The organism is Thalassovita gelatinovora (assembly GCF_001458355.1).
GTDB lineage: Bacteria > Pseudomonadota > Alphaproteobacteria > Rhodobacterales > Rhodobacteraceae > Thalassobius > Thalassobius gelatinovorus.
Genome location: NZ_CYSA01000008.1, coordinates 21,028 through 47,111, shown reverse-complemented (window position 1 = coordinate 47,111; position 26,084 = coordinate 21,028). Strand labels below are relative to the sequence as shown.

Genomic DNA, 26,084 nt, shown 5'->3' with positions numbered 1-26,084 from the left:
GCGCCTCGAATTAGCGGTTAAACAGGTAGGCGCGACCCGGTTCCGGCCGCCAGTCTGGATCAGTCCAGGCAATCATCTTGCCGGGATTGAGCAGTCCCTTAGGATCGGTTTCGCGCTTGAATTGCAGCTGGGAGGGGTCGGTCTTTTTCATCCCGCCTTCTTCCAGGGTTACACGGTGCGGATTAAAGACGATCACGCCATAATCGTGTTCCAGCGTGACTATCAGCTGTTCCAGCCTTTCGGCGCTGGTATAGCGTAGAACCGGCATACACATGGCGGTTACCTTGCCAGCGAAGATCGTCATTTCGAAATGCAGGATCAATTCGTCCCCGAAATCGGCCTTTACCCGCGCAATCGCGCTGTAAAGGTCGTCATGGGGCAGCATCATTTGCAGATAAGATAGCGACGGATCCACCTTGAGCGCGCGCAACGTCGTATGGTTCCAGCAATATTCATAGACCGCAGGAAGTCTTCGATCTCCGATGTCACGGTCGGCCCGAAACCGCATGCTGCCACCCGTTTCGTCGATCAGAGTTTCCAGCTTTTCCAGATCCGCGCGCGCCACGATCACGGCGACCACAGCTTCGCCGGGCACGGTGAATTCGGTGTAGCGGTTGAAATAGGCTGCCGGGATCTCGGCCTCGAAGGTCGAAACCATGCGTTTTGTGATCGTCTCGGCCTCGCCAATTGCGAAAGAAATCTTCGTGGCGGTGGTAAAATCCGGCGCCCCAATCAGCACGTCACACCAGTCGACAGCGGGATCAACCGGTATCTCGATTTCGGTGATCACCCCATTCACCCCATATGCATGGGCCGCCTTGAAAACATCGTCACCAGTCAGCTCGATGATGCGTGGCTCGGCCTCCATCGTGACCAGCCGCACCCGAAGGATATTGCCCGGTGTGCGCAGTCCACCCCAGCGGATCGCTCCGATCCCCGAAGAACCGCCGGCGATGAAGCCGCCCAGCGTGGCCATCGCGGTAGTCGACGGAAACAGCCGCAGCTCCGTTCCTGCCTCGCGCGCGGCAATTTCCAGATTCTTTATGATGGCGCCAGCCTCGGCCACCAATACGCCATCCGCAATGCTCTTGATCGCGGTCATGTGCTTCATGTGTAGAACCACCCCGCCCTCAAGCGGCATCGCCTGGCCATAATTGCCCGTTCCTGCCCCGCGCGTCGTAACCGGCACGTCATGGGCATAGCAGATTTTCAGGATCTCGATCAGCTCGGCCTCGTCCTTCGGCGTCACCACCAGATCGGCGCAGACATCTTTTAACTGCTCCATCAGGACCGGGCTATACCAATAGAAATCCCGGCTTTTCCGCTGCACGGAATTCGGGTTTTCGTCCAGATCGAATCCGGACAGCGCGTCGCGTAAAGCGATCAAATCCGCCATCAGGCATGCTCCCTTGTCTTGAATCCGGCAGCGGCACTCAGCATCCGTCCGCCTCGGAAGACCGAGCGTTCAAGCCCGATGCCGCTGTAAAGGTCAGCCCAGTCCCATGCCTCGAAGATCACCCCATCCGCCGGACCACCGGCACGGATACACCCGGCATCCGCGAGCCCCATCGCCAGAGCCGGAGCGCGTGTCACGGCTTCGATCCAGCGCCCTGGATCGGCTTCCAGCTGTCCAAGGAACGTGCCCGACCGTTGCACTTCGAGCATGTCATAAGTCCCATAGGGGTAGAACGCGTCGCGCACATTGTCAGAGGCGAAAGCAACATTAACGCCTGCCGCCGCCAGTTCTTGCACCGGGGCAAGACCGACCATCCGCTTGGTTCGGTGCGGCGCGCGATCCTGAAGAAACCCGTTCGAAAGCGGCAGAGACACCACGTGCACTCCCGCCTCTGCCACTTTAGCAATCAACGCATTCTGCTCAGTCACTGTTTTTTGCGCCAGTGCGCAACAATGGCCTGCGACGATCCGGCCTTGATAGCCCTTGCGCACGACCCCCTCGAGCAATCGGCCAAGCCCATCTGCGTCGGGATCCACCGTTTCGTCCAAATGTAGATCCAGATCGAGCCCGTGATCCATCGCATGACCCAGATAGATATCCAGCCGTTCTGGCGTCGCCATCTTGGTGTCGATGAAGGCCCCCAGAATGCCCCCCCTCTCCGCGACCTGAGCACAGCGGTGGGCAAAGGCTTCTTCTTCGACCCGTGAAAGCGCCATCAGCGCCACAGCTTGAAGCTTGATCCGGCCCTTCCAGGCGCGCTTCATCTCGCCATAGGCGATCCATGCGGGGCTCTGTTCGGGGGCATCAAGCGTGTCCAGATGGGTACGCATAGCCACGGTGCCATGTTTTTCGGCCGCAACCAACGAACGTTCCATCCGTTCGATCATGTCGTCAACTGTCCGGTTCGGACTGTCGCTCATCGACAATTCTACAGCATGCCCCAACCCGCGTTGGGAAAACCCGGTACGATGCACAGTGTAAGCTTTATCGATATGAACATGCATATCCACGAAACCGGGCAACAGAATGCGCCCGCCCATATCCTGTCCGTCCTTTCCGGGCACCGCCGGAAAGAAACGGCCGTCGCGTATCGCCAAATCCACCGGAACCAATCCTGACTTTTCGGCTTTTGACCCGGAAAACCCATCCAACAAAGTCGCCGGCACATGAAGATTTCGCAAAACGGTATCGCCCACCGTTGCTCGGTTCATCGTCATACCCCGTCTCCCGGCTGCGGATGCGCCGCCACTTCTTCCAGAAGCAGCGCATAGCGTTCGGCGGCATGCTCTACCAACGCGGACCCTATCTCGGACGTTGCGGCGGCGGCATTGCCCGCCACCCCTGCCGGATGCAGGTCCTCTGAAATCCAACCGGTGCCCACCGGGCCCAGAATACGAAGGATCTGATTGTTTTCGGCCACTGCACGCGAAGCAGGAACAAAATCCTGCGCTGCGCCCATATCCACCAGATCGGGGCGGAAATGCAGCATGGCCGCAGTCTCGACCAAGCCTCCGTGGATCCCGTCGCGTCGTTCTTCCGCCGAAATAAGCCCATCAGGAAAGCCCATCGACATCCAGCCAGCAGTCACCACCAGTAGACCGTCTTCAATTCGAAGCTTTCGGGCAAGAATCCCCAAAACCGGCACATTTCCGCCATGGGCGTTCAGGATTACCAGCTTTCGCACCCCTGAGCGCGCCACGCTTTTTCCGATCTGTGTCAGCGTTGCCAGTAAAGTCTCGGCATCCAGAGTCAGCGTGCCCGGATAGGACAAGTGTTCGTCTGATTTCGTATAGGTCACGGTCGGCAGGAGGTAAACATCCGCTCCGGTCTTGGCCGCTGCCAGCCGGGCCACGCCTTCGCCCAAAATCGAATCCGTAGATAGCGGCAGGTGTGGACCATGCTGTTCGGTCGCGCCGACGGGTAGAAGCGCCACGGCGGTCGCCGGGTTTATCCTAGCGAAATCAGTTGTTTTAAGGTCGGACCAGATGGTGAGAGGCATTGCGCGTCAGTTTCGTTCGTTTATCGATCATTTGTTCGTTCAGGTGACGCCGACATCAAGTCAGCGTCAATCCACAAAACGAGTGCGCACAGCAGGAGGCCTAATATGTAACGGGATTCAAAGCGCACCGCCCATTATTTAGGCGGTCATGCAATGCATTCACCTGCGCCACATTCGAATCATCTATCGAACGGACAGCCGATAATAGACTTTCATCTCTACTATCGGACAAATTAAGGTGCTACTCAGACTGAAATGCCAGCGAGATGAGAACTACGATGCTGAACGGGAACGACAAGGAAATATCGCTCACCTTCGCCAAGGGGCTGTCGGTGCTTCTGGCTTTCGACGCCAAGGACCGTTCGATCACCATTTCCGAAATCGCCGAGAAGGTAAACCTGAACCGCGCCGTGGTGCGCCGTCTCGTGCGTACACTTGAACAACTGGGCTACCTGAACGTAGATCGCGGCCGATACGAACTAACGCCACACGTCTTGAACCTGTCGCAAGGATTCATCGAAGGGCGTGGGATCACCCAGATGATCCAACCGATCCTGCGCAAAGCCGCCGAAGAAATTGGCGAGGCGATTTCCTTTGCGATGCTTGACCACGTGGATGCTGTCTATGTCGCCCATGCCTTCTTGCCCGCAGGTTTCACCCTGAACCGTGTCGCCGTAGGAACCCGCCTGCCCCTGCCGCAAACTGCCGCCGGGCGAGCCATGTTGGCTTATCTCGACGAAGCACGGCGCGAACGTATCCTTGCAGGCTCGGAATTCGCGGACTTCATTCAGAAGACCGGCATGGACCGCGCGCGTTTCGATGACATATTGCGCGAAACACACGAGCGTGGTTTTGCCGAGAGTGAAGGTGACTACGTGTCTGACGTCGCCTCGCTTGCCGCGCCGGTTTTCACCCCAGGTATGGGCGAAGTGATTGGCGCCGTTTCAATTATCTTTGAACGCGCACGCTACAGCGCCGAAGACCGGGCCAACATCATTCCCCACCTGAAAGCCTGCGCCAAGCATGTCTCTTCAACCCTCTGAACAATCCGCCCCAAGAATTTGGACCGGCATCGATCTTGCCGCCCGGATCAATGCCGAAACACGAGCAACGCTTGTCACACTTACCCGCGCACCACACCTTCGAGTCCTTCAGGATCCAACGAATGCGGGTATGGCGGCCTATGGACGGCGGCAACAGAGCTTGGCGGCCGAGGCCGGGATCAAGCTAACGCTCGTCCCCTACCCTGCGACCGCCGCCGCCACTCTTGCGCAGCTAAAAGAGAATAGCAGCAACGCCGAGATCGATGCAGTGGCGGCGCTCCACCCGCTTCCCACCGGGCTTGATCCGCTGGAAGCCGCCCTGACGCTGGGCGCTGCCAAAGACATTGACGGACAGCACCCGCTGAACGCCGGTCTGCTCGCCCTCGGTGCCCCGGCGCGCCCCCCGGCAACGGCAATGGCCTGCCGACTAATCGCCGAAGAACTGGCCGGTTCCCTTACTGGTCGCGAAGTCACGCTGGTTGGGGCTTCGCGCATCGTCGGGCGGCCACTTGCCCATCTGCTGCTCGACGCCGGTGCCACCGTCACCGTCACCCATGTCGACACCAAGGATCTGGTTGCCCATACAAGGCGCGCCGAAATCGTGGTGACTGCCGCCGGCGTTCCCGGACTGATCACTCCTGCTCACCTCGCGCCGGGCACTGTGGTTCTAGACGTATCGATCAACCGCGGCTCAGAGGGGCTTGTCGGCGATCTCGACCTAGCAGCCTGCGCCGGGATGGATCTGACCGTGACCGATGTCCCCGATGGCGTCGGCCCGGTCACCACCGCGTTGCTGTTTAAAAATGTCGCAGATGCAGCGATTTCCGCGCAAAAATAAAGCACTCAGCCACAGTCAGCACTCATGGTGGTACGGGACTGCTCACCTGCACCGAACATTACTAAGTGCTGAAGACGGATTATGTTGCCTTCACTCAAAAGACCCTGCCCCCGGCCCGCGCACACGCCAGCTTGGGAAAACTGTTCCCCAAGCGTCAAAGCAGCACCGATCAACATCGGCCCGTAAACCCGACGGCAACATCGCCGCGTCGAGGACTGCCTCGGCGCGGTTTTTCACGAACTTCAGCGACGCAGAGCGAGCGCCTCGATTTCGACCAGAAACTCGGGCTTGGTAAAACCCGATACGATCACCAATGTCGACGCTGGCTTCACCGCCAGATCGGCACAGATTCGGTCACGCACCGCCATATAGGGCGCCATATCTTCTCGTTTTGTAACGAAGGCCGAAAAGCGCACCACATCCGAAAAATCCAAACCGTCCTCGGCAAGGATCGCCCCGATCGCGGCGAAACAAACCTCGGCTTGTTCAGTGACACTTTGCGGGATCGTACCGTCCGCCTTCAGGCCCAACTGTCCCGAAGTCGCCACCAAGGGACCGGCGGCGATACCATGGGAATAATTTCCAAACGGGGCGGAAATGCTTTTGGGGACGAGAGGTGTCATTGTGGTTCCTTACCGACAGAAAGGCCATGTCGAGAGCTAGCACGCCGCCCATTGCGAAACAACTACGGGCCATCCGCGAACCTGCACCGACAAGGTATCGGAACCGATTTCTTCTGTAACTCTACAAATGGTTTCGCGGTCTACCGGACGATCAGTGATACAAGATCATCAAAGAAAGCGGCCAGAAAAACGCAGGCTACTCAGCAGTCGATGCAGCAGCGGCGTTGCCGCTTGCCAAAATCGCCTCTGCCCAAGGAATAGCGATGTCTTCGGGCAGATCATCCCCAGATGCATCATGGACCAACCTTTCGCCGACAATTTCAGCGCCTCGCCCGATCAGCATTTCGGCCAACTTCATGGACCCATGACCGAAGGTGGTGGCATATTCCCCATCGCCCAATCCAAACATGGCAAAACGCACACCATCCAGATCGGTTTGCTCTTCTCGCAAGCGATCAGCAAAAGGCTTGGCGGATGCAGGCAATTCTCCATCTCCGTAGGAGGAGCATACGATGATGTTCAGCTCTGCATCGCGCAACTCACTGGGACCGGTATCTTGCAAATTGGCAAAACGGGTCTGGTGTTCGTCCTCCAGTGCAGAAGAAATATCTTCGGCCAACATTTCGGCGTTGCCGGTTTCGGTCCCGAACAGAATTGCGATGTTCATGTTTCAAGCGTCCTGAAGGTTAGAAGGGCGAAGCAGCTCCGCCTTGTGGAAAATTTTGCGACGACAGCGGTCGTCTGGGGCCGTTGACAGCTCCAGAGCGTCGACCCGTTGCCAATGATCAAAGCCGACGATGTCTGGCACTGTTTCGAACAGGTTGCGCCCAATTCGGTCGGGATCGGGCTGAAGCTCTGACATGACCCGTTGGGCCAAGGCTTGTGCATCTTCACGACATTTCGGGATTGCCCCGACTGGGCCATTTCGGAACCAACCGATTGTATAGGTCCGATTTTCTGGCCGCATGCGATCTTGGGCGCTGTCCAACATGGTATCGCGGTCCAGCGAACCATCCGAGGTAAAACCGATGGCCGTGATAATCGAAGAGGCCAAAAGGCTTTGCCTGCCCTCTGGCGTTTCGACATCTAGCTTCAAACCGGTCGAAACGTCTTCGATCGCAATCGGACAGCTATCAAAGTGGAAATCAACCTGAACTGGTCCGGATGTTGCCGCTACCAACTCAGCCAGCGCCTCTAAACGACGCTTGCCTTCTTCGTCATTGGCCGATCCCGGATGCATGACGCTTACGTCTATAGCCGACAAATCCGCCAATTCCTTAAGCAGCACCGGGGAGAACCGCGCTGCCCCAGCGGAAGATCGGCCAACGACAGTGATTTTACGAAACTTATGCGCCGCCAGCCACGCCGTCGGCCCGTCGCCCAAATCACTGCCCCTTAGCTCTTCGGGAGTTTTGGCTAACAGCCGGAGAACATCAATGGCCACGTTCCCTGTGCCGATGATTACCGGATCTTGGCCAAGTTCGGGCAAAGCGGCTGCATCGGGGTGTTCATAAAGCGCGCGTGTCAACGATCCTGATCCGATGATGCCGGGAAGGTCATCGCCGGGAATACCAAGGCGACGGTCCCCGGAGAGCCCCGCGGCAATGACGACCGCGTCATAGGCATCCTGCAATTCACCAAGCGTCACCTGCTCCCCGATCCGGATATTGCCGAAGAAACGCGCTTTCTGGCGGATAAAAATCCGGGCAAACTGCCGTGCCACCCCCTTGGTTCCCTGATGATCAGCCGCCACGCCATAGCGCACCAGCCCAAAGGGCGTTGGCTGCGCGTCAATGACATCAACCTCTAGATCGGGATCCATTTTCAACAACGCTTGCGCAGTATAACATCCAGACGGACCAGCACCTATTATGGCGACTTTAGCGGTCATGCGATCCCCCATGAATAGCTTCGACAAAAGACAATAATGTCTGCCCTGGGCGCCCGTCGACCAACGTCATCGGGACCACAGGAACCTCAGAGCATCGCCCGCGAAATGCGAGGGAGAATGACGCTTTTTTAAACGGCACACCGCGATGTCCTGACATTTTCACCGGCTTTCACCCATTTTAATTCGTTGCAAAGATCATTTGCATTGACTGTGCAAAAAATCAATGAGAAGTTTGAATAAAGCACAAACGGTCGATAGTCGACCAATTATTTTGCCTCAATGGTGGCTTCTGCTGCCATACTATATTTGGCAGAGGAGAAAACCATGAGCCAAACGATGCGAACCGAAGCTTCGCCAACGACTTGGGTCAAGATCGCAAGCGCAGAAGCGTTGCAGGGCACCCGCCCCGTCGCAGCGGTTACAGCATTCGGTCAGGACCTTGTTCTTTTCCGTGACGAAGAAGGCCAGCTCGGCCTGATCGGAAGATATTGCCCCCATCGCGGTGCCGATCTCTGCTTTGGTCGACATGAAGACAATGGTCTGCGCTGCCCGTTCCACGGCTGGCATTTCGACCGCTCGGGTCAATGCACCGAACAACCCGCCGAACCCGAGGATTCGACCATGTACAAGGCGATCCGTTTGCCAAGCTACACTGTCATCGAGCAGAATGGGGATATTCTGGCATGGTTTGGCGAAGGGTCTGCCCCTGCCATCGAGAACAATGACGAATCGAACCAATCACTTCCCAAAGGACCAAACGCATGATCACTCAAAAACTGAACGACCAGATCACTCGTATTGGCCCGAACACGCCTGCAGGGGCGGTTCACCGGCATTATTGGCAACCTGCAGCGCTCTCGGATGAGGTCACGAATGATGAGCCACTTGTGCCCGTCAACCTGCTGGGCGAACGACTTGTCTTGATGCGGGGCGCATCGGGCGATCTTGTTCTCACTGCGCGCGTCGCTTCGCCTGATGAGGCACCGACCCATCATCCAGCCCCTGAGGACATCCGCGTTGTGGACGGCGCACCGATCTATCCGGTGGTCGAAAAGAACGGAATTATGTTTGCCTACCTTGGCGGTGGCGAACCGCCAGCGTTCCCAAATTTTGATTGCTTCCGCGCACCGGAAAGTCATGTCTTTGCGTTCAAGGGTCTCTGGGAATGCAATTGGCTTCAAGCGCTGGAAATTGGGATCGATCCCGGCCATGCGTCGTTCCTGCACCGGTTCCTTCAGGACGAAGACCCGAGTGACAGCTACGGCAAGCAGTTTCGGGATATGGCGGCCGACACCAACATGCCGATAACGCAGGTTCTGCGCGAATATCCCCGACCCGATATCAACGTCGATGAAACGCCATTCGGCCTGAAAATCACATCGTTGCGCCACATGACCAACGGTCTGACCCATGTCCGGGTGACCAATCAAATTTTTCCTTCAGCCATCTGCATCCCAATGTCCCGCGAAATGATCATCACCCAGTGGCACGTCCCCATCGATGATGAAAATTGCTATTGGTTCACGATGTTTACCAGCTTCCAGAATCCGGTGGACAAAGAAATCATGCGCGCGCAGCGGCTCAAAGAACACAGTCTGCCCGACTACGCCCCGCTCAAAAACCGGTCGAACAACTATAATTATGACCCCGAAGAACAAAAAACGAAGACCTACACGGGCATGGGTTTGGACATCAACGTGCATGATCAATGGGCTGTTGAAAGTATGGGGGCGATCCAAGACCGGACTCGCGAACACTTGGGACGCGGAGATGCAGCTATCGTTCGCTATCGTCTGATGCTGCGCAAGGCGATCAAGGCCGTTGAAACCGGGAAGCTCGAACGGCTTCCAATGCAGGATCGTCAGGAAACGCCCCAGATCATCGGCCCCCTTTCCAATGATGCGATTGCTGACAGTGAAGATTGGCTTGCCGCGAGCCAACGATCCGACATGCAACGCCGTACCGCGTGCCCTTGGGACGCTACGGTATGACCATGGGCGCCCCCCTCACAATCGGAGTCTCTTCATGCCAATAGAAGAGACACCTGACGGGTTAGCCGAACCGTTTCAAGATATTCTGGATGGGTATTTCACCCTCAAGGAATCGGTGCGCCAGATGATGGCGCGCCACGACTTTTCTTGGGCGTGGCTGACGCTGCATCAGGCCCCGGTCATGGATATAAGCGGGTTGGCTCCGGACGAACCAGTGCCATTGCACCTGCGCGATGGTTATGCTGGCCTGATCGACACCATGATGTTGACGGTGTTGCGACCCGGTACGCAGGGATCCGATGAGTTTGTTCTGATTGGAATAGGGGAATGGCAGTGGCTGGATAACCGTGCCCATACCGACCTTCCCAAAGACATCAGGCTGGGGGAACCTGCCTATTTTAGTGGGTTCGGTCTGTCTACAAAGAAGATGCCAGACCCCAAACGCATTGCCGCGAGCGACGTGTTGGCTGACGTCCCGGCGTCACTCGCGGATTTTGGTCGACTGCGCCCCTTTTCAGCGTAAAGCATGGGGCCATGCGTGGCCTTATGCCTAGTCTACGGACCGCAAGGATTTCTTGTAACAAGTCGGGTCCATGTCCCGGATATCAGCGCTGATGGCATCAATCCCTGGGCAGAGCGTGCGCAGGCGCGCTGTCATGGCCTGGGCCAGCGCCAATTTCGCCTCGGACGACCGACCAGCCAAGAGCGAGATCGTCAGATGGATGAATGACTGCCGTCCATCTCCGAAAAGGATCGCCTCGGACGGCAGTAGTCGTACCTTGATATCTTCGCGTTGCATGACGCCGCTCTGCGACGCCGTTTCGAGCGCTGCTTCTAAAACGGCCGCGCGCTCAAACCCGTCGGCAACATAGTATTCGATCACGACATGCGGCATGGTCAAAAGATCCCGAAATATTCGTGTTGCTCCCATTCGGTGACGATGCTGAGATATCGCTTCCACTCTGCCCGTTTCAGGGTGGACATATAGTCGGCGAAATCGTCCCCCAATACGTCGCGAAACAGGCCGCCGCGCTCGAACGCTTCGATTGCGGCAATCAGACTGGGCGGCAGCGCTTCGGCAGCGTTGTTGTAGGGCGTCTCCACCGGGCTTGGAGCGGTCATGCCCTTGTCCAGACCGGAAATGCCAGACAGGATCTGTGACGCAAAATAGAAGTAGGGGTTGGCAGCCGGTTCGGCTACCCGGTTTTCAACACGGCTCGCCCCGTCGCCTGGCGCCATCAACGCGCGTACCATCGCTCCGCGATTATCATAGCCCCATTCGATCCGGTCCGGCGCAAGCTGGAAGGGTTGATACCGCTTGTAGCCATTGACGGTGGGGGTGGTCAGCAAGCAACTTTCCGGCGCATGTGCCAAAAGCCCGGCGATCCACGCACTTGCTTCCGGCGTCAACTGGCCCTGTTCAGATGGGATAAAGACGTTTTTTCCTTCGGCATCCGTCAGTGATTGATGTAAATGCCAACCGCTAGAGGCGCTGTTTGCGGTTTTTGGCCGACACATAAAAGTAGCGTGCAGCCCTTCTCGCGCACAGACCTCTTTGACCATGGTGCGGAACATGATCATGTTATCAGCGTGCGCCATGGCGCTTGCCGGTTCAAACGTGAATTCGAACTGGCTTGGCCCCATCTCTACCTCGGTCGACCGCACCGGAAGGCCAAGCGCCTGTGCATTGCGGCGCAACATGTCCATGACGGGTTCCAGCCGGTCGTAATTCGTCTCAGACAAATACTGATAGCCTTGATCCAGCAATTCAGTCTGCGGCGGCTGCCCCGGCATGCCTGCATGATGATGGCTAAGGGATTCTTCCTTGCGTGTAAAAACGTGAAACTCGACCTCTAGCCCAACCGTCAGCCCAAGCCCCCTTTGATCCAACATTTCAACCGCGCGACGCAACACCGGGCGCGGCGCGAAAGGCAGGGATTGACCGTCGCGGGTATACGGATCGCAGAACAGCCATGCGGAATGTGGTGACCAAGGCAGAATTCGGAAGGTGAGCGGGTCAGGAACCAAAAGCATATCCCCTGCCCCGGCCATCGTAGCCATGACGCCCGGTGTGCTTCCATCCCAGATCGGAAAAACAGTACGGTTCGACGTGTCCTTGAGCAGCAAGGTCGCCGGTAGATTCAAGCCGGATCGAAACACCGAAGCGAGGCTAGCTGCGGTTACCGTTTTGCCGCGCAGCAACCCATGCTGATCTGCAAAGACAATGCGGACAGTCTCAAGATCGCTGCCATCAATCCGGGCCAGCAGCTCGGCCGCTTCGCGAAGCGCGTTGTCATTCAAAAGCCCATCCTGCGCCAAACGACCAGAGGATATTTGCGTCAGAAAAGAAGATGTCATTCGTAAGAGTTCCTTACTACCACGATGTTCCAGCCGAAGGCGGAACGAAAGAATTGATGCCTGTCAAAGCCGCCCCGTCAATAAAAGAGAGATTGCCGGGAACGCCAACAGAATTCCGAGACGGACAATATCGGTCACCACAAACGGAATTACACCGACCATGATCGTGCTCAGAGACGTGCCACGAGAGGCGCTTTTGACCATAAACAGGTTCATGCCAACAGGCGGTGTGATCATGCCTAGCTCAACAGTCACCACGGCAATCACCCCAAACCAGATCGGATCGAACCCATTCGCAAGAACCACCGGGAAAAAAATCGGGACTGTCAGCAGGATCATCGCGAGACTCTCCATGAAGCACCCTAGCACCACGTAGAAAATCAAAATGGCGAACAAGACTTGCCACGGCCCGAAACCACTATTGCCCAGAAAATCAACCAAGGCGTTTGAAAGTTGCGACGTGGATAACACAAAGCCGAACACTTCGGCCCCGATCAGGATGAGAAAAATGGATCCGCTGGTCACAATCGTCTCGACAAAAGCCGCAACCAAAGCAGCCCGAGGCACTCTGCGCCAAAGCGCGAAAACCAACGCCAACGCGGCACCGACACCGCCAGCCTCGGTTGGCGTAAAGAAATTGCCGTAGAGCCCGCCCATGACCAGCCCGAACAAAACGAAGGCGGGCGCGAACAGCCGCAGGATTTCGAACCGTCCCGTAGGCGAAGGTTCTTCATTCGGCGTCGGCTCTGCAACCGCTTTGGGCGGCCAAATCCGCGCCATCAATATGATCGTGAGAGTATAGAGAACGAAGGCAAGGATACCCGGCAAAATCCCGGCCAAGAACATCGTCCCCACCGATTGTTCGGTGATCAACGCATATAGCATGAGAGCAATGGAGGGCGGGATCAAGATTCCCAATGTACCGCCTGCGGCCAGTGACCCGGTGGCAAGCCGAGCATCATAACCATGCGCCTTCATTTCTGGATACGCCACGCGGGTCATGGTCGAAGCGGTTGCCAATGACGAACCGGAAACGGTGGAAAACACGGCACTTGCAGTCATCCCTGCGGCCGCCAACCCGCCAGCCCATCCGCGAGTCAACAAAAGCGCCCCTCGAAACAGGTCTGAAGCAACGCCCGACCGAGAGATCAAGTTGCCCATCAGCAGGAACAGCGGAATCAGGGTAAACGAATAGTTCGTGATCGTTTCGAACGTAGCTGTTTTTAGCACGCTCAAGGCTGGCGCGACGCCGATAATGGCCGAAAACCCAGCAAATCCAATAGCGATCATGGCAAACCCGATCGGGGCACCAAGGATCACAATGACAAACATCGCTGCAATTGAGATGTATCCAATCACCAAAGGCGTCATCATGAAAGCTCCGCATGTTGGCCATCGTTGGTCAACGCTTCGCGCAGTGCCACCACTGCAAGTGCGAGGCATTCAACCGCATAGAGCCCGTAGATTAAAAACATTGGTATGCGCAAATCCTGCGTTGCCTCGCCACGTGCAAACGTCGCGATCATGTCTTCGTAAAAAAGACTGCAAAGCACCAGCGCAAAGGCAAAAATCCCGACGAACCAAAACCGGGCGGCCAGCGATTGCCACCGGGACGGCAGACGGCCGATCACAAAATCCACCGCAATCATACCCTGCGCCATGGATGCCGACAGAGCGGCGAGCGCGATAATTCCCAACAAATAGGAAACCTGCTCGATGGCCCCCGGTATCATCAGGTTGATTGCCGTATCGCTGAAATCAAAGATGATGCGGGCCAGCACATTGAAGCCAACGACGAACACCATGTAGAGCAGGCACAGCACCGCAATAAGCAGGCAGGCAGCTTCCATCACACGGGCGACCCGTTGGATTGATGTTTTTATCATCTCAGTTCCTGACGGTAACGTTGCAATATTTGGCGAACCGAATGAATCGGCCCGCCAAATCTTTTAGAAATGTCGGTTTAGTGAAGTTCAGCTTCACATTCACTCACATAGCCCTGTACCGCCGCATAGGTTGCAGTGCCAGGAAGACCCTGCGCATCGAGAGCAGCGATATAACTGTCAGAGGCTTTCTGTGCCTCTACGTTCCACTTGGCACGCTCTTCGGCCGACAGTTCGATGACAGTGGACTCTTCACGCAATTGCGCAAGAACCTCTGCCCCCGCTTCGTCATACCCACGCCCGGCAGTTACAGCCCATTTCTGTCCGCTATTGGCATCGACGGCCGCCTTCGCCTGGGGCGACAGCGAGTCGTACTTGGCCTTGTTCATCGTTGCGACGAAAGCCAAGGCGTAGAAGCCAAAGACAGTGTGATAGTCGGACAATTCAGCAAGCCGAAAGCTTTCGACGCTTTCCCACGGCAACATGTAGCCATCAATCGCACCACGCTGAAGGGCTTCATAAGTGTTCGGAGCTGGCATACCCACGGGTTCGGCCCCGAGGTTTTCCAGAAGATCCCCCACAACCTGTGTCGGGCGACGCAGCTTGAGCCCCTTCATGTCATCGAGAGTCCGAACTGGCGTGTCAGATGTGTGAAGATGCCCCGGATCATGAGTGTGAACGAAGAGAACGTGAGTTTCGTCATATTCTTCGTCCAATGCACCGGAATCATACAGTTTTTGGAACGCGCAAGACCCGACTGCCCCGGTGTCAAAAAGACCCGGCAATTCCAAAATCTGGCTTAGTGGAAAGCGCCCAGCGGTATAGCCAGGAACAGCCCAGGCAATATCGGCAATTCCGGTCATGGCGTTGTCATAACCCGCGGTTGCTTTGCCCAGAGTTTGAGCAGGGAAGACCTGAACATCAAGCTCTTCGCCTGACTCTGCTTCAACCGCCGAGGCCCAGTCTTCAAAAATGACCTGATTCTGCCAGCTATTTGCAGACATGAAATGCGCATATCTCAGCGTTTCTGCCTGCGCGGATGCGGTAAGCCCAAGGGCGGCAATACCGGAAATGGTGATTGATCTTAGCATGGCTATCGGTCTCTCCGTTTTGGATCGGCTGCGGGGCCGTTTCGAGGATGGCGTTTGCTTATCGCGCCTTTTGCGCGATAATGCACCATCTGGTCAATCCGATATTGCCATGTCAAGCCACGCTGGCCTTTCAAACGACGGATTGGAGAGGCAATCTGCAATGAGCCCAAATTTTGTGCGCTGAGCTTCGACGCCGTGGGGCGGCTGTGCCTGTGTGAATGCTCAAACCTGCATAAAACCACGGACTGATTTGGGGTCTGAACAGCACCGTCGAGACGCATTGCCGCCATGGACAGTCTTTAGATCAGGATTGGTTTGATCAGGACCTGCAGAACAAGGAGCTCAACCATTCCCGATGCCGTGGATATCTTTCCAAACGAGAACACCGCCCCCGCCTCGTCGGTGCCCTAAATTTGAAATTTAACGCCTAAATGGTTAGCAACAAGCGCTTTTTGACACTGGAAACCCACGCCACCATTTGCGACAGTGCCCCATGGACCCGGTGATAGCTGTGCCACTGAATTCTCAGCCAAACCAAGTGCGGAAGACATAGTTACACTACACAGGTACACTATCTGATAGACTGGATTGGAAAACGTGCAGCCAGAAATTCTAACCAAAGACCTCTCCCTTACATTCATGAAAGGCATGACGGTCCTGAGGGCGTTTGACGAATCACATAGCCAAATGTCCCTCGCGGAAATAGCGCGTCTGACCAACATTGAACGCGCGGCTGTGCGAAGACTGGTGTTGACGCTTGTGCATCTCGGCTATGTCCGCAAAGAAGAAAACCGTTATTCGCTGACACCACATGTTTTAGTATTGGGTAGTGGGTTCTTGCGCGGAAATCAGTTTGGGCGCTTGGTCCAGCCGATAATCGAACTTTGCGCCCGAGAGTTGGGGTATAGTGTTAGTCTTGCAATGCGCGACGGGGCCGCCCCGGTTTATGTGGCCCAGTCTTCGCAACAGAACGCACGCTATACGTTCGGATTTACCGTCGGCAGCCACCTGTCATTGCTCAGCACCTCTATGGGTCGAATGCTGTTGGCCTGGGGCGACGAAGCCTGGGCTCAAGAGATGATAGAAACCCTTCCGGTCGAACGCTTCACTTCGGAAACGATCATAGACCGTGACCAGATCGCAGCCGAAGTCCGGGCCATCCGTCTTTCGGGCGTTTCAATTGTCGAGGGAGAATTCGAAGCTGGCGCAGTCGGAATTTCGGTCCCGGTTGGGCCAATGGGCAGCGCAGATGCCGCTCTTGGCGTTTCAGAACCGATGAGCGAGATCGCTGCCGAAGATTACCCGAGACTGACAGAAATATTACAGCGCCACGCCGGACAGATTGCCAACGCGCTGAGGTAGTATGATTTACAGAAACACGTTAGGTCGTCCCAAAAACCGAATGTGTGCCTGTTGAGAAAAATGCAATCCTGAACACCCTGAGTTCAGACTGAAAAGCATTTGCGCGTTTTGATCGCACCTAACGGTCCAACATCGATTCAACCGGACCGGAATTTCGTGCCATCTCAAGGAATGTGGCGGCTGCAGGAGAAAGGTCGTGCTTGTCTCGAACGTAATGCAGGAAACGGCGCTTGCTTGCCGGTCCTGCAAGAGGAAGAAAACGAACACCAAAAACACCAGCGAATATATTAGCGTAGGCTGGCGCGGCCGTGACGTAGTTTTCCTGTCCGATGATAGCCATCGCACTCATCAAGCCGAGAACGCGAATGTCCTGCGTGCGGGGACTGCCAGGATTGCCAAGGAGCGTGCGGTGCAACAATTCGCTGAAATCGTCCGAGTAGTTGATCCAGTACATTTTCTGAAGCTCACGCAGCGTAGGCGGTTTATTGTCTCGTAGATGGGAAGCGTGCCGAGAGACGATCAACTGCATAGGAACATCCCACATTTTATCGGCAACAACTCCGTTGACCAAGGGGCGCTCCGGGCCAATACCTATTTCCACATCGCCCCGCCCCACCAAATCTGTCACCCCGTCGCCTGCTGTCTCGGAAATACTGACTTCTACATCCGGGTACTGCTGTCGGAACGCCCCCAGAACGCTTGGAAGCCAACAACACCCCAGCACTTGAGGAATCGCAATCCGCAAATGCCCCCGCTGTAGCGATCGAAGGTCGGCTGCAGCATCGTTGATGTTTTGCACATCGGACAGCACCCTCATCGCGGTGGGGCGTATGCTCGTTCCGAACTCCGTCAGATGCGCGCCGCGTCCGGATCGCACAAAAAGCGCGATGTTCAAATCTGCCTCCAACTGACGGATCAGCATACTAACCGCCGATTGAGTGAGATTTAGCTGATCAGCCGCTCCGGTAAAGCTTTGAGCATCGGCCACAGCCAGAAATGCACGCAGTTGGCGAAGAGAAAGAGACATAAGGTTTCCTTATGGAATTACAAATTCATTTTGTTTGTATTGTTGCATCTTTCCTTCGACAATCCCTGAAACGGCAATAAATAAGGACGTCACAGCTAATGCGCATCGGAATCATCGGAGCCGGGATTGTTGGAACAGCCACGGCCGGCTGGCTGCAGCGCGACGGGCACGAGGTCATATTTTTTGATCCCAAAGAGGCCGGCGAAGCTTGTTCTTTTGGCAATGCGGGTTCGCTTTCCCCCAGTGCAGTTTTGCCTGTATCTATGCCGGGCATGTGGAAAAAGGTTCCCAAATGGCTGCTCGATCCAGATGGACCACTCGTCATCCGCAGCCAATATCTTCCCGTTGTGCTACCCTGGTTGATGCGATTCCTGCGACATTCTACCGAAGCTGAAGTCACCCGAATTGCGACCGCCATGCGAGGACTTCTAAGCCCTGTATTCGACGCGTATACTCCCCTGCTACAACGTGCAGGCGCGATGTCTTTAATGCGTCAAAACGGGTGCCTTTATGTGTATTCGTCACGGGAGATGGCCCAGAAATGGGCTTGGGGTGCCAATCTTCGCCGCAGTCTCGGTGTCGAAATGCAAGAACTCGACGCAGAAGAACTGTTCGATCTGGAACCAGACCTGCGCGGCTCTTTCGGGTTTGGGCAATTTGCCCCTGACAATGGATCCACCCCGGATCCGTCCGCATTGGTCAAAGCGATCTACGAACAGGCCATCAAGGATGGTGCGACCCACGTAAGAGAGCGCGTAACTGGCTTCAATATACGCGACAACGGTGTCGAAGCGATTCAGCTCGATTCAAATGAAAGCGTGGCGGTTGACGGTATCGTTGTTGCCGCAGGCGCATGGTCCGGGCAACTGACCCGAATGCTGGGTACAAATGTACCGTTGGAAAGCCAACGTGGGTATCATGTGACAGTCGAGACGCCGGGCATCACGCTTAATCGAAACGTTATGGCCGTGGAACAGAATATAATGGTTAACCCCATGGCAATGGGAATGCGTCTTGCCGGGACAGTGGAACTCGCTGGGCTAAAGCAGCCTCCGAATTATGCCCGCGCAGAATCGCTTCTGACTGTCGGAAAAACCATGTTCCCGAATATGCGCACCGAAAAATATTCGACCTGGATGGGACACCGTCCCTGTATGCCGGATTCCATGCCGGTGATCGGTCGTGCCCCAAAAGTCGAAAACGCCTGGCTTGGATTCGGCCACGGTCATGTCGGCATGTGCGGTGGTGCAACCACAGGGCGGGAGCTGGCCAATCTAGTGGCTGGACGATCAACCGAGATTGATTTGTCCGCATTCAACCCCGAACGATTCCGGCTTGGCTTCGGCAAATAACAATCAGGGCAAGCAACCAGAACGTAAAGTGAATTCCAAACAGGCCCGCGAAAGGCCGACCCACCAACAGACGAGAGGTTATACCATGCATAGAAGAGTTTTACTGGCAACAGCTGCCGCAATGCTGGCGCTTGCAACGGGGTTTTCCGGCTCTGCGGCACTAGCGGCTGACACCTATCCCGAAAAGCCAGTTACGATTGTAGTCCCGTTCCCACCGGGCGGTTCGACCGATCTATTGGCCCGCAAATTGGGCGAGTCGATCGGGGAACAGTTGGGGCAGCCGGTCGTGGTTGAAAACCGCGGTGGTGCGGGCGGCACTGTCGGTGCCAACTATGTCGCGAGCTCGGATGCTGACGGCTATACCTTGCTTATGGGCGTTACCGGGTCGAACGCGATCAGCGCAGCGCTGCGCGATGATCTGCCATATAATCCCGTCACCGATTTCGATCCAGTCAGCATCGTGATTTCGTCGCCATTGGCTTTGGTGGTCAACGCAGACAGCGATTTCAAGTCGGTTCAGGACGTGCTGACCTACGCCACAGAAAATCCTGATACCTTTACCCACGGCACTCCTGGTGTCGGTACCTCGATGCATATGGCGGGCGAATTGTTCGGACTGAAATCGGGCACCAAATTGGTTCACGTTCCCTACAAAGGCAGCGCAGCCGCGCTTCAGGATTTGTTGGGCGGCCGGATCGACGCAATGTTTGGTGATATTCTGGTAACTTCGGAATACATCAATTCCGGCCGATTGACCGCCCTCGGCGTGACTGGCACGCAAGAGCATTTCCTGTTGGAAGACGTTCCCACAATCGCCGAAGCCGGATTGCCTGATTATGCGGCGTTCTCATGGCAGGGTGTATTTGCCCCGGCAGGAACCCCTCCTGAAAATCTGGCGAAACTCTATGATGCGATTTCGACTGCACTGGGAAGTGATGACCTTCAAAGCTTGTTCCGCGAAAGAGGCTTCTTGGTCGAAGGGATGACGCCTGCCGACTCCAAAGCCTTTATCGCTTCGGAAGTCGAGAAATGGACCGCTGTTGTCGATGCTGCGGGTCTTAAGAAGTAAACTTTGACAATGCCGGCCACCTTCGGGTGGCCGGTTTCTCCCAAAATGCGCCCTTCTCCTCTTTTAGGACAGTGATCTTGACCAGAAGTGACTTATTTTCCTTCACCCCCGGTGCAGTGGTAGTTGCCACTGGCGCGGCTGCCGCCGTCGGAGCGACCAGCTATCCGCTCGGTTCGCTCGTGCGTCCGGGACCGGGTTTCTTTCCGCTGATTCTCGCAATTGCCTTGATGGTGATGGGGGTTGGTGTTCTGGTCGAAACTTACGTCAAAACACGCGCCACTACGACAGAAACGCCCGCAACCGACACACGCTTCGCGTGGGGGGCTTTGGGCTGTACATTTGTCAGCCTTTTGGTCTTTGCCTTAAGCGTTGAACGTATTGGCTTTGTGCCGGCCACAATGATCTTGATCGCTATCTGCGGCCTGGTTGAACGCGGCCGCGACTGGCAGAAGCTTGTTCTGGTGGCGATCTGCATATCGGTTCTCGGCAGCGTTGTCTTTATCTGGGGCCTCGGACTTCCGATTAGTGCCTTTGGGGGATCGTAATGGAGCTTCTTGAAGGCATTCAAACCGGTTTGCTAACCGCCCTGTCGTGGCATGCGTTGCTTTATTGTTTCATCGGCGTTTCGGTCGGTACATTTGTTGGCGTGCTTCCCGGCATCGGGGCCTTGGCCGCGATTTCGTTGGCCTTGCCATTGACCTACTACCTTGATCCAACCGACGCGCTGATCATGCTCGCTGGTATCTTTTACGGGGCGCAATACGGAGGATCGACAGCTTCGATCCTGCTCAATCTGCCCGGCACGGCGACGGCCGCGATCACCTGTTTGGATGGCTATCCATTGGCTCAACAGGGTAAGGCGCCTCTGGCGATTTTTGTGACTGCGATCAACAGCTTCGTGGGTTCTTCGATTGCCATCTTGTTGGTTATGGGCTTCGCCCCGGTCATTGCCGAATTTGCGCTTGAATTCGGCGCAGAGGACTATTTTGCGGTCATCTTGCTGGGATTGGTCGCTGCCTCTACCCTAACGATCGGTTCACCGTTCAAAGCCTTGTCAATGGTCGCTCTCGGGCTGCTGTTGGGTATGGTGGGAACAGACGTCAATACAGGCCAGTTCCGATTTACCTTCGGTTTTTTCGAACTGGCGGATGGGTTCAGCATTGTGGCCGTCGCCATGGGGCTGTTCGGCGTCTCCGAAATCATCGCCAATATCGGGCAATCACAATCAGTGATTCAAAAGGTGGGCCACATTCGGTTCCGGGACATGCTGCCCACGCGCGCCGAATGGCGCCAAATCATCTGGCCGACGCTGCGCGGCTCTGGCATCGGTTCTTTCGTTGGCGCGCTTCCCGGAACCGGACCGGGGATCGCTTCGTTGATGGCATATGCCACCGAACTTCGTTTGTCGAAGACCCCGGAACGGTTCGGAAACGGCGCGCTGGAAGGCATTTCCGCCCCCGAGGCCGCGAACAACGCCAGCGTGCAATCGGCATTCATCCCGATGCTTAGTCTAGGCATTCCGGGCGACGCTATCGTGGCGGTGCTTATGGGGGCAATGATCCTGCATGGCATCACCCCGGGACCGAACCTGATCAATCAGGAACCGCAGATGTTCTGGGGCTTGATCATGAGCTTTTGGGTCGGAAACCTGATGCTGCTTATTTTGAACATTCCACTGATTGGCATGTGGGTAAAACTGCTAAGCATCCCCTATCACCTGCTCTATCCGGGGATATTGGTGTTCATTTGCATTGGCGTTTATTCGGCTGACAACAACGTCTTTGATATCTTTGTGGTGCTGGGTTTTGGCGTTCTTGGATATATCATGCGGCGGACGGGATTTCCGGCCACGCCAGTGCTTTTGGGCTTTATCCTCGGCCCGCTTCTAGAAGAGAATTTTCGCCGGGCCATGCTTTTGTCCAAAGGCGACGCCACGGTCTTCTTCACGAGCCCGATAAGCGCTGTGTTCATGGTTTTGAGCCTTATCTTCATCTCTTCGGTCTTTGTGCCGGGGCTCAGGGACCGTTTGGCGCGCAAGCGTCCTGAGGTCGTCGAAGACCCCGAATAATCTGGGGTCTTCGACCAATTACGTTCAGGCGTCCGGAACGCCATATCCTGCACCGCCGGAACTTTCGATGACCAAATGGTCACCCTGATTCAGCACCACTGCTGACCGTGCAGTCAGACAAATCTTTTCACCATCGGCGCGCAAAACGGTTGCAGCGGATCCTTTTGGTGCCCCGCCGCCATGTGCCCCTTTGGCCACCCGTGAAAAACGCTCGCCGCGGATCGATGCAGAAATACCGTCAACCAGCGCCTCGTAGGTGCGGCAAACACCCTCTCCTCCACGAAACCGTCCTGCTCCACCGGAACCGCTCCGGATCTTTGCTGAGACCAACCGCATCGGCACCAATGCTTCCAGCGCTTCGGCAGACGTATTCATGGCGTTGCCCACATCGGTTGAAATCGCCGAACACCCATCGGCCGTCGGCCCGCCACCCGCACCACCGGCGACGATCTCGGTCGACAAAAAGGGGTTCCCAGTGCCATCTCGCCCCGAGAAGGCGATAACAAAGGACATACCCGAATTTGCGGCTGGCATCCTGTCTCCATCTGCCTCGGCGAGAGCTTGAAGCAATGCAGACGTGACACAGCGCACCATGTTCATGCGGGCATTCACCGCAGCGGGCAACGACGCGTTGACAACACTGGCTTCCGGCAGGTTCAGATCCAGACACCGCAAAACACCGCCATTGCGCAGAGCGTCGTCGCCAACAAGCGTTAAAAGACCGTAGAACGTAGCCGAAAGTGGCCCCGAACGCACGCAATTCACCGGTGCCGCGACCTGCGGCGAAGAGCCTTCGAAATCCGCGACCATCCGACCATTGGTGAAACGAAGTGCGACCTGCGCGGCACAGGGGCCAAGCCCTTCAACGGGGTCAAGTTCATCAAAGCCGTGAAAAGGGCCCGGAGTGAGGGACGCAAGACGTTTGACTGTTTCTTCCTCAGCCCGGTCGAGCAGCGCGTCAGTAGCAGTCAAAAACGCAGCCGCCCCCGTTTCAGTGGCCAACTGTTTAAGCCCTTCGGCAGCGCGGAAACCAGCGGCAAGCTGAGTTTCAAGATCCCCGACCACCACATCTGGTACGCGCGACGCCGCACGGATCAGGGTCAGGAATTCACGATCAAACACCCCGTCTCTTCCGGCTTGCAACGGTGGAAGGCGCAGCCCCTCATGGTAAATTTCAGTTGCATCGGGCGGCACCGATCCGGGGCGTGTGCTGCCAATATCCTGATGGTGTAGCAGGCTCGCCGTAAAAGCAACAAGAACGCCGTCGATGAAGACTGGTTGCACCACGGCAATATCTGGCAAATGGGTGCCACCTGCAAAAGGGTCGTTGGATACGAATACATCGCCCGGCCGCATGTTCTGTGTCGGATAAGCTTCAAGGATCGCGTTGACCGACCCCGGCAAGGCACCAAGCAACAAAGGGATCGCTTCTGCAAGGGCCAGCACTTCACCACGGTAGGAAAACAGCGCACATGACGCATCCGCGCCTTCGCGGACAACCGGAGAAACGGCACAGCGCAGCAGCGTCTGTTGCATCGTTTCCGCCAGCCCGTCGAGCCGAAGTTGTAAAATTTTCAAATCGTCGCTCATAATTCGACCCTTTTCAGGTAGTAGGCATCTGAACTGCGGTCCATCGTCCAAGAAGCCGGCAAGTAGATCATACCAGCTTCGGTTTCCAACAAACCGAGTTCATTGCGCAGACCATCCTCGACAAAGGGCGAAGGCGGCAGCGCAACGATTTCGTCCCGGTGTATCTTGATTTCAAACAGGTGCCCCGTCCCCGGCGGTGAGATACCAAAGCGCTCAACATAGACGCAGATCAATTTACGGCGAAGGTCAGCAACCGTTGCAGGGCATTCCGTCAGCGTCAGTTGGATGGGGTGCATTTGTTCCAAAGCGGCCAATGTCAGCGTAAAGACTGGCGCGCTATTGCCAGATATTTCGGCGTCGAGAGCCTCGCAGGTTTGCACAAGTAAATCATCGCTGAGGTTATCGAGCCCACGATCGATGCGTCGAGACGCTTCGTATCGCTGCGGTGCTTGTGCCAGACCGATCGCGCCGGACACAGCCGGAGCACGCGGGATGATGACAGCCTCAAGCCCCATTTGTTCGGCAATTTCTGTTGCAAGCAATGGACCCGTGCCCCCCATTACCAGCAAGTCTGCCCGTGTTGGGTCCACGTTGCGGCGGGTTGCATAGCGCGTCAATTCCAGCGCCATGACTTTGGCTGCCGCGCGAACGATTTCGCGGGATACGTCTTGACCTGTTTCGCTAGACCCAAATGCCGAAATGCGTCGGAGTCCTTCAGATGAAGGGTCCGGCAGCAACCCCAACACCGCCAGCGCATCATCCAGACACGGCGCGGTGGTGTCGGTTGCATCAAAGCGGATACCGGTTTCATCCCGCCGTGCGCGACGCGCACCGCCCAGACTAACGCTGGCCATATCAACCACCGGGGCCCGCAGTTCGACACCCGCGAAGCGAGTGAAATCAGCCGTCACCGGGTCGCCGGCTTGGATCAGCGCGATGTCAGCGCTTTGCGATCCTATATCGACAGCCAAAGTGGTCCGTGCGTTTGATCGCCGCGCCCCAGCACGAGCCGCAGCAGCGGGCCCACCGGTTAGAAGAACCATTCGTCGCGTGTCGAACACCTTGGCTGGAACCAGCACCCCCCGGCCTTCACCCAACAGAAACTGTCCAGTAAAGTCGTCCGGCAAAGCCGCCTCAAGCCGTCTCAGATCGTTTTCAGAAGTGGCCGCAATCCAAGCATCGACTAGGGCTGAAACAGTCCGGTCATATTCACGAGGCGCCGGATCAACAATATGCGAAAGGCTGATCGAGATATTTGGCAAAGCCGCGCGGATTGCCTCGGCTGCGCGGCGTTCATGGATCGGGTTCATGTGCGAGAACAAGAAACATATCGCCACAGCTTCGATCCCACCGTCCTTGAGCGCGGAAATGGCGCGGTCGAGATCGTCTTCGCTTAAGCTGCTGAGTTCTGTTCCTTGCGCGTCAAGCCGCCCGCTGATTTCGTGAATATCCTCAGGTGACACAAGAAAGCTTGGCGCCGGAGATTTTGCCACAGGATCATATAGAGCCACCCGGTTCTGACGCCCGAGTCGGAGTGTGTCGCCGAAACCCTCGGTGGTAAGCAAAGCCACCTTTGCGACGCGACGGTCCAGCAAGGCGTTCAGCGGCGTGGTCGTCACCATGCGGATATCCCCAAGCAAAGCGGTGTCGATCGCGAGCTCCGCAAGCCCCTTACGAAAGACGTCAGCGACATTCGGGCCATTTGGGATTTTTGCGACGGACAACCGCTCTTCATCCCAGGCGACAAAATCTGCGAAACGGGCTCCAAAGTCGATGGACAAATGTCCGGTCATGGCTGGCTCCATTCGATGTCTACAGGACTGTTGAGAGGTGCAAACTCGGTGTCACCTAGACCGGTTTCCGACTTCCACATGATTGATGCGAATTTGGCGGGGCGGTCTAGGGCGACGATACCGTGATGCCATATTCCTGGCTTGTAAGTGACCACGTCATCCGGTGCTGCAACGAAGGCTTCGGGTGGGCCATCCGGACCGTTGGGCCAAATGACAACCAGCCATCGCCCTGCTTCCATCGGACAGAACATCTGTGTCGATCTGGGGTGACGTTCAACGGAGATGGCGTGCAGCGTGTTTGTTGTTGGCTGCACTTCATAGAAGTCCAATGCTGCAGCAGGTGCTTCAGGTAAGTGCGAGAAGGCTGCGGCGCTTTTGGACAGTCGCACTTCGCCGTTCCGGATAAGTTTGCTTTCACCAAGGTTCGGCCGAGAAACATCGCCATAATTGGTAAAGTTTTCCGGCGTCAACGGTTTTGCAAAATACCGCGCTGTGCCGGCAAATTCTGGTTCAGAAGGAGGGTGTTGCACTTTGACTCCGTTAAATGTGAGAGGCTGCGTCCGTTGCCGCGCGGACATGGATCACAAGCGCGGTACTCGCTTGGGTTTGGGCTCTTTAATCGTGCTAAAATATACGCCCCGTTGATGTCA

At 56.3% G+C, this 26,084-nt stretch carries 25 protein-coding genes; 10 read left to right on the top strand and 15 right to left on the bottom strand.

The window, feature by feature from the left end:
* Positions 1 to 10: 10 nt before the first annotated feature.
* Genes TG4357_RS04000 through TG4357_RS03990 form a run of 3 tightly spaced genes read right to left on the bottom strand, consistent with a single transcriptional unit; the run spans position 11 to position 3,455 of the window.
* Positions 11 to 1,396: an FAD-binding oxidoreductase gene (locus tag TG4357_RS04000; RefSeq protein WP_058261592.1), complete on the bottom strand. Its 1,386-nt coding sequence runs from the start codon at positions 1,394 to 1,396 to the stop codon at positions 11 to 13.
* Positions 1,396 to 2,673, bottom strand: coding sequence for an amidohydrolase family protein (locus TG4357_RS03995; protein ID WP_058261591.1), 1,278 nt, complete (start codon positions 2,671 to 2,673; stop codon positions 1,396 to 1,398). The genes TG4357_RS04000 and TG4357_RS03995 overlap by 1 nt, the downstream gene beginning before the upstream one ends.
* On the bottom strand, positions 2,670 to 3,455 hold the full coding sequence (locus tag TG4357_RS03990; RefSeq protein ID WP_058261590.1) for a creatininase family protein: 786 nt from the start codon (positions 3,453 to 3,455) through the stop codon (positions 2,670 to 2,672). The genes TG4357_RS03995 and TG4357_RS03990 overlap by 4 nt, the downstream gene beginning before the upstream one ends.
* Before the next feature lie 278 nt (positions 3,456 to 3,733).
* Here TG4357_RS03990 and TG4357_RS03985 point away from each other — a divergent pair, with 278 nt between their 5' ends.
* Positions 3,734 to 4,498, top strand: coding sequence for an IclR family transcriptional regulator (locus TG4357_RS03985; RefSeq protein WP_058261589.1), 765 nt, complete (start codon positions 3,734 to 3,736; stop codon positions 4,496 to 4,498).
* Positions 4,479 to 5,336 (top strand): bifunctional 5,10-methylenetetrahydrofolate dehydrogenase/5,10-methenyltetrahydrofolate cyclohydrolase, encoded by an 858-nt coding sequence (locus TG4357_RS03980; RefSeq protein ID WP_074647074.1) that lies wholly within the window; start codon positions 4,479 to 4,481, stop codon positions 5,334 to 5,336. Before TG4357_RS03985 ends, TG4357_RS03980 begins: the two co-directional genes overlap by 20 nt.
* A 242-nt stretch (positions 5,337 to 5,578) precedes the next feature.
* On the opposite strand, the gene TG4357_RS03975 is transcribed toward TG4357_RS03980, so the two are convergent.
* The 3 genes from TG4357_RS03975 to TG4357_RS03965 form a co-directional block, all read right to left on the bottom strand.
* Positions 5,579 to 5,959 carry a RidA family protein gene (locus TG4357_RS03975; protein ID WP_058261587.1) on the bottom strand — a complete coding sequence of 127 codons (381 nt, stop codon included), beginning with the start codon at positions 5,957 to 5,959 and terminating at the stop codon, positions 5,579 to 5,581.
* A gap of 196 nt (positions 5,960 to 6,155) precedes the next feature.
* Positions 6,156 to 6,626, bottom strand: coding sequence for a flavodoxin domain-containing protein (locus TG4357_RS03970; RefSeq protein ID WP_058261586.1), 471 nt, complete (start codon positions 6,624 to 6,626; stop codon positions 6,156 to 6,158).
* 3 nt (positions 6,627 to 6,629) lie between these two features.
* Entirely contained in the window at positions 6,630 to 7,850 is a 1,221-nt protein-coding gene (locus TG4357_RS03965; RefSeq protein ID WP_199484620.1) for an FAD-dependent oxidoreductase, read from the bottom strand.
* A gap of 324 nt (positions 7,851 to 8,174) precedes the next feature.
* Here TG4357_RS03965 and TG4357_RS03960 point away from each other — a divergent pair, with 324 nt between their 5' ends.
* The 3 genes from TG4357_RS03960 to TG4357_RS03950 are packed head-to-tail and all read left to right on the top strand — an operon-like array spanning position 8,175 to position 10,364.
* On the top strand, positions 8,175 to 8,615 hold the full coding sequence (locus tag TG4357_RS03960) for a Rieske 2Fe-2S domain-containing protein (RefSeq protein WP_058261584.1): 441 nt from the start codon (positions 8,175 to 8,177) through the stop codon (positions 8,613 to 8,615).
* Positions 8,612 to 9,841, top strand: a complete 1,230-nt coding sequence (locus TG4357_RS03955; protein WP_058261583.1) for an aromatic ring-hydroxylating oxygenase subunit alpha — start codon at positions 8,612 to 8,614, stop codon at positions 9,839 to 9,841. Before TG4357_RS03960 ends, TG4357_RS03955 begins: the two co-directional genes overlap by 4 nt.
* 34 nt (positions 9,842 to 9,875) lie before the next feature.
* Complete coding sequence (locus tag TG4357_RS03950; protein ID WP_058261582.1) at positions 9,876 to 10,364, top strand: hypothetical protein; 489 nt, start codon at positions 9,876 to 9,878, stop codon at positions 10,362 to 10,364.
* 27 nt (positions 10,365 to 10,391) lie between these two features.
* Here TG4357_RS03950 and TG4357_RS03945 read toward each other — a convergent pair whose 3' ends face one another.
* From TG4357_RS03945 to TG4357_RS03925, 5 genes are all read right to left on the bottom strand, one after another.
* Complete coding sequence (locus TG4357_RS03945) at positions 10,392 to 10,736, bottom strand: 5-carboxymethyl-2-hydroxymuconate Delta-isomerase (protein WP_058261581.1); 345 nt, start codon at positions 10,734 to 10,736, stop codon at positions 10,392 to 10,394.
* Positions 10,737 to 10,738: 2 nt separating this feature from the next.
* On the bottom strand, positions 10,739 to 12,199 hold the full coding sequence (locus TG4357_RS03940; protein ID WP_058261580.1) for a glutamine synthetase family protein: 1,461 nt from the start codon (positions 12,197 to 12,199) through the stop codon (positions 10,739 to 10,741).
* 63 nt (positions 12,200 to 12,262) lie between these two features.
* Positions 12,263 to 13,573: a TRAP transporter large permease gene (locus TG4357_RS03935; protein ID WP_233487424.1), complete on the bottom strand. Its 1,311-nt coding sequence runs from the start codon at positions 13,571 to 13,573 to the stop codon at positions 12,263 to 12,265.
* The gene (locus TG4357_RS03930) at positions 13,570 to 14,049 is read right to left on the bottom strand and encodes a TRAP transporter small permease (RefSeq protein WP_074647072.1); all 480 of its coding nucleotides are present in this window, start codon (positions 14,047 to 14,049) and stop codon (positions 13,570 to 13,572) included. The genes TG4357_RS03935 and TG4357_RS03930 overlap by 4 nt, the downstream gene beginning before the upstream one ends.
* Positions 14,050 to 14,162: 113 nt before the next feature.
* Complete coding sequence (locus TG4357_RS03925) at positions 14,163 to 15,173, bottom strand: TRAP transporter substrate-binding protein (protein ID WP_058261578.1); 1,011 nt, start codon at positions 15,171 to 15,173, stop codon at positions 14,163 to 14,165.
* A 639-nt stretch (positions 15,174 to 15,812) separates the two neighbouring features.
* Between TG4357_RS03925 and TG4357_RS03920 the strand changes: the two genes are divergently transcribed.
* On the top strand, positions 15,813 to 16,535 hold the full coding sequence (locus TG4357_RS03920; RefSeq protein ID WP_139193672.1) for an IclR family transcriptional regulator: 723 nt from the start codon (positions 15,813 to 15,815) through the stop codon (positions 16,533 to 16,535).
* 118 nt (positions 16,536 to 16,653) lie between these two features.
* Here TG4357_RS03920 and TG4357_RS03915 read toward each other — a convergent pair whose 3' ends face one another.
* On the bottom strand, positions 16,654 to 17,562 hold the full coding sequence (locus tag TG4357_RS03915) for a LysR family transcriptional regulator (RefSeq protein WP_058261576.1): 909 nt from the start codon (positions 17,560 to 17,562) through the stop codon (positions 16,654 to 16,656).
* Positions 17,563 to 17,660: 98 nt separating this feature from the next.
* Here TG4357_RS03915 and TG4357_RS03910 point away from each other — a divergent pair, with 98 nt between their 5' ends.
* The 4 genes from TG4357_RS03910 (at position 17,661) to TG4357_RS03895 (ending at position 22,051) form a co-directional block, all read left to right on the top strand.
* Positions 17,661 to 18,914 carry an NAD(P)/FAD-dependent oxidoreductase gene (locus TG4357_RS03910; RefSeq protein WP_058261575.1) on the top strand — a complete coding sequence of 418 codons (1,254 nt, stop codon included), beginning with the start codon at positions 17,661 to 17,663 and terminating at the stop codon, positions 18,912 to 18,914.
* 85 nt (positions 18,915 to 18,999) lie between these two features.
* A complete protein-coding gene (locus tag TG4357_RS03905; protein ID WP_058261574.1) occupies positions 19,000 to 19,983 on the top strand; it encodes a Bug family tripartite tricarboxylate transporter substrate binding protein in 984 nt (327 codons plus the stop codon).
* Positions 19,984 to 20,060: 77 nt separating this feature from the next.
* Complete coding sequence (locus tag TG4357_RS03900) at positions 20,061 to 20,528, top strand: tripartite tricarboxylate transporter TctB family protein (RefSeq protein ID WP_158509047.1); 468 nt, start codon at positions 20,061 to 20,063, stop codon at positions 20,526 to 20,528.
* On the top strand, positions 20,528 to 22,051 hold the full coding sequence (locus TG4357_RS03895; RefSeq protein WP_058261572.1) for a tripartite tricarboxylate transporter permease: 1,524 nt from the start codon (positions 20,528 to 20,530) through the stop codon (positions 22,049 to 22,051). Before TG4357_RS03900 ends, TG4357_RS03895 begins: the two co-directional genes overlap by 1 nt.
* Positions 22,052 to 22,075: 24 nt before the next feature.
* On the opposite strand, the gene TG4357_RS03890 is transcribed toward TG4357_RS03895, so the two are convergent.
* Genes TG4357_RS03890 through TG4357_RS18995 form a run of 3 tightly spaced genes read right to left on the bottom strand, consistent with a single transcriptional unit; the run spans position 22,076 to position 25,964 of the window.
* Positions 22,076 to 23,641 carry a hydantoinase B/oxoprolinase family protein gene (locus TG4357_RS03890; protein ID WP_058261571.1) on the bottom strand — a complete coding sequence of 522 codons (1,566 nt, stop codon included), beginning with the start codon at positions 23,639 to 23,641 and terminating at the stop codon, positions 22,076 to 22,078.
* Positions 23,638 to 25,434: a hydantoinase/oxoprolinase N-terminal domain-containing protein gene (locus tag TG4357_RS03885; protein WP_058261570.1), complete on the bottom strand. Its 1,797-nt coding sequence runs from the start codon at positions 25,432 to 25,434 to the stop codon at positions 23,638 to 23,640. The genes TG4357_RS03890 and TG4357_RS03885 overlap by 4 nt, the downstream gene beginning before the upstream one ends.
* The gene (locus TG4357_RS18995; RefSeq protein ID WP_158509046.1) at positions 25,431 to 25,964 is read right to left on the bottom strand and encodes an ureidoglycolate lyase; all 534 of its coding nucleotides are present in this window, start codon (positions 25,962 to 25,964) and stop codon (positions 25,431 to 25,433) included. The genes TG4357_RS03885 and TG4357_RS18995 overlap by 4 nt, the downstream gene beginning before the upstream one ends.
* Between the last annotated feature and the right edge of the window lie 120 nt (positions 25,965 to 26,084).

What these genes read in the sequence shown, in the direction of transcription:
- TG4357_RS04000 (WP_058261592.1), bottom strand. Translation starts at nt 1,396, where the DNA reads ATGGCGGATTTGATCGCTTTACGCGACGCGCTGTCCGGATTCGATCTG.
- TG4357_RS03995 (WP_058261591.1), bottom strand. Translation starts at nt 2,673, where the DNA reads ATGACGATGAACCGAGCAACGGTGGGCGATACCGTTTTGCGAAATCTT.
- TG4357_RS03990 (WP_058261590.1), bottom strand. Translation starts at nt 3,455, where the DNA reads ATGCCTCTCACCATCTGGTCCGACCTTAAAACAACTGATTTCGCTAGG.
- TG4357_RS03985 (WP_058261589.1), top strand. Translation starts at nt 3,734, where the DNA reads ATGCTGAACGGGAACGACAAGGAAATATCGCTCACCTTCGCCAAGGGG.
- TG4357_RS03980 (WP_074647074.1), top strand. Translation starts at nt 4,479, where the DNA reads ATGTCTCTTCAACCCTCTGAACAATCCGCCCCAAGAATTTGGACCGGC.
- TG4357_RS03975 (WP_058261587.1), bottom strand. Translation starts at nt 5,959, where the DNA reads ATGACACCTCTCGTCCCCAAAAGCATTTCCGCCCCGTTTGGAAATTAT.
- TG4357_RS03970 (WP_058261586.1), bottom strand. Translation starts at nt 6,626, where the DNA reads ATGAACATCGCAATTCTGTTCGGGACCGAAACCGGCAACGCCGAAATG.
- TG4357_RS03965 (WP_199484620.1), bottom strand. Translation starts at nt 7,850, where the DNA reads ATGACCGCTAAAGTCGCCATAATAGGTGCTGGTCCGTCTGGATGTTAT.
- TG4357_RS03960 (WP_058261584.1), top strand. Translation starts at nt 8,175, where the DNA reads ATGAGCCAAACGATGCGAACCGAAGCTTCGCCAACGACTTGGGTCAAG.
- TG4357_RS03955 (WP_058261583.1), top strand. Translation starts at nt 8,612, where the DNA reads ATGATCACTCAAAAACTGAACGACCAGATCACTCGTATTGGCCCGAAC.
- TG4357_RS03950 (WP_058261582.1), top strand. Translation starts at nt 9,876, where the DNA reads ATGCCAATAGAAGAGACACCTGACGGGTTAGCCGAACCGTTTCAAGAT.
- TG4357_RS03945 (WP_058261581.1), bottom strand. Translation starts at nt 10,736, where the DNA reads ATGCCGCATGTCGTGATCGAATACTATGTTGCCGACGGGTTTGAGCGC.
- TG4357_RS03940 (WP_058261580.1), bottom strand. Translation starts at nt 12,199, where the DNA reads ATGACATCTTCTTTTCTGACGCAAATATCCTCTGGTCGTTTGGCGCAG.
- TG4357_RS03935 (WP_233487424.1), bottom strand. Translation starts at nt 13,573, where the DNA reads ATGATGACGCCTTTGGTGATTGGATACATCTCAATTGCAGCGATGTTT.
- TG4357_RS03930 (WP_074647072.1), bottom strand. Translation starts at nt 14,049, where the DNA reads ATGGAAGCTGCCTGCCTGCTTATTGCGGTGCTGTGCCTGCTCTACATG.
- TG4357_RS03925 (WP_058261578.1), bottom strand. Translation starts at nt 15,173, where the DNA reads ATGCTAAGATCAATCACCATTTCCGGTATTGCCGCCCTTGGGCTTACC.
- TG4357_RS03920 (WP_139193672.1), top strand. Translation starts at nt 15,813, where the DNA reads ATGAAAGGCATGACGGTCCTGAGGGCGTTTGACGAATCACATAGCCAA.
- TG4357_RS03915 (WP_058261576.1), bottom strand. Translation starts at nt 17,562, where the DNA reads ATGTCTCTTTCTCTTCGCCAACTGCGTGCATTTCTGGCTGTGGCCGAT.
- TG4357_RS03910 (WP_058261575.1), top strand. Translation starts at nt 17,661, where the DNA reads ATGCGCATCGGAATCATCGGAGCCGGGATTGTTGGAACAGCCACGGCC.
- TG4357_RS03905 (WP_058261574.1), top strand. Translation starts at nt 19,000, where the DNA reads ATGCATAGAAGAGTTTTACTGGCAACAGCTGCCGCAATGCTGGCGCTT.
- TG4357_RS03895 (WP_058261572.1), top strand. Translation starts at nt 20,528, where the DNA reads ATGGAGCTTCTTGAAGGCATTCAAACCGGTTTGCTAACCGCCCTGTCG.
- TG4357_RS03890 (WP_058261571.1), bottom strand. Translation starts at nt 23,641, where the DNA reads ATGAGCGACGATTTGAAAATTTTACAACTTCGGCTCGACGGGCTGGCG.
- TG4357_RS03885 (WP_058261570.1), bottom strand. Translation starts at nt 25,434, where the DNA reads ATGACCGGACATTTGTCCATCGACTTTGGAGCCCGTTTCGCAGATTTT.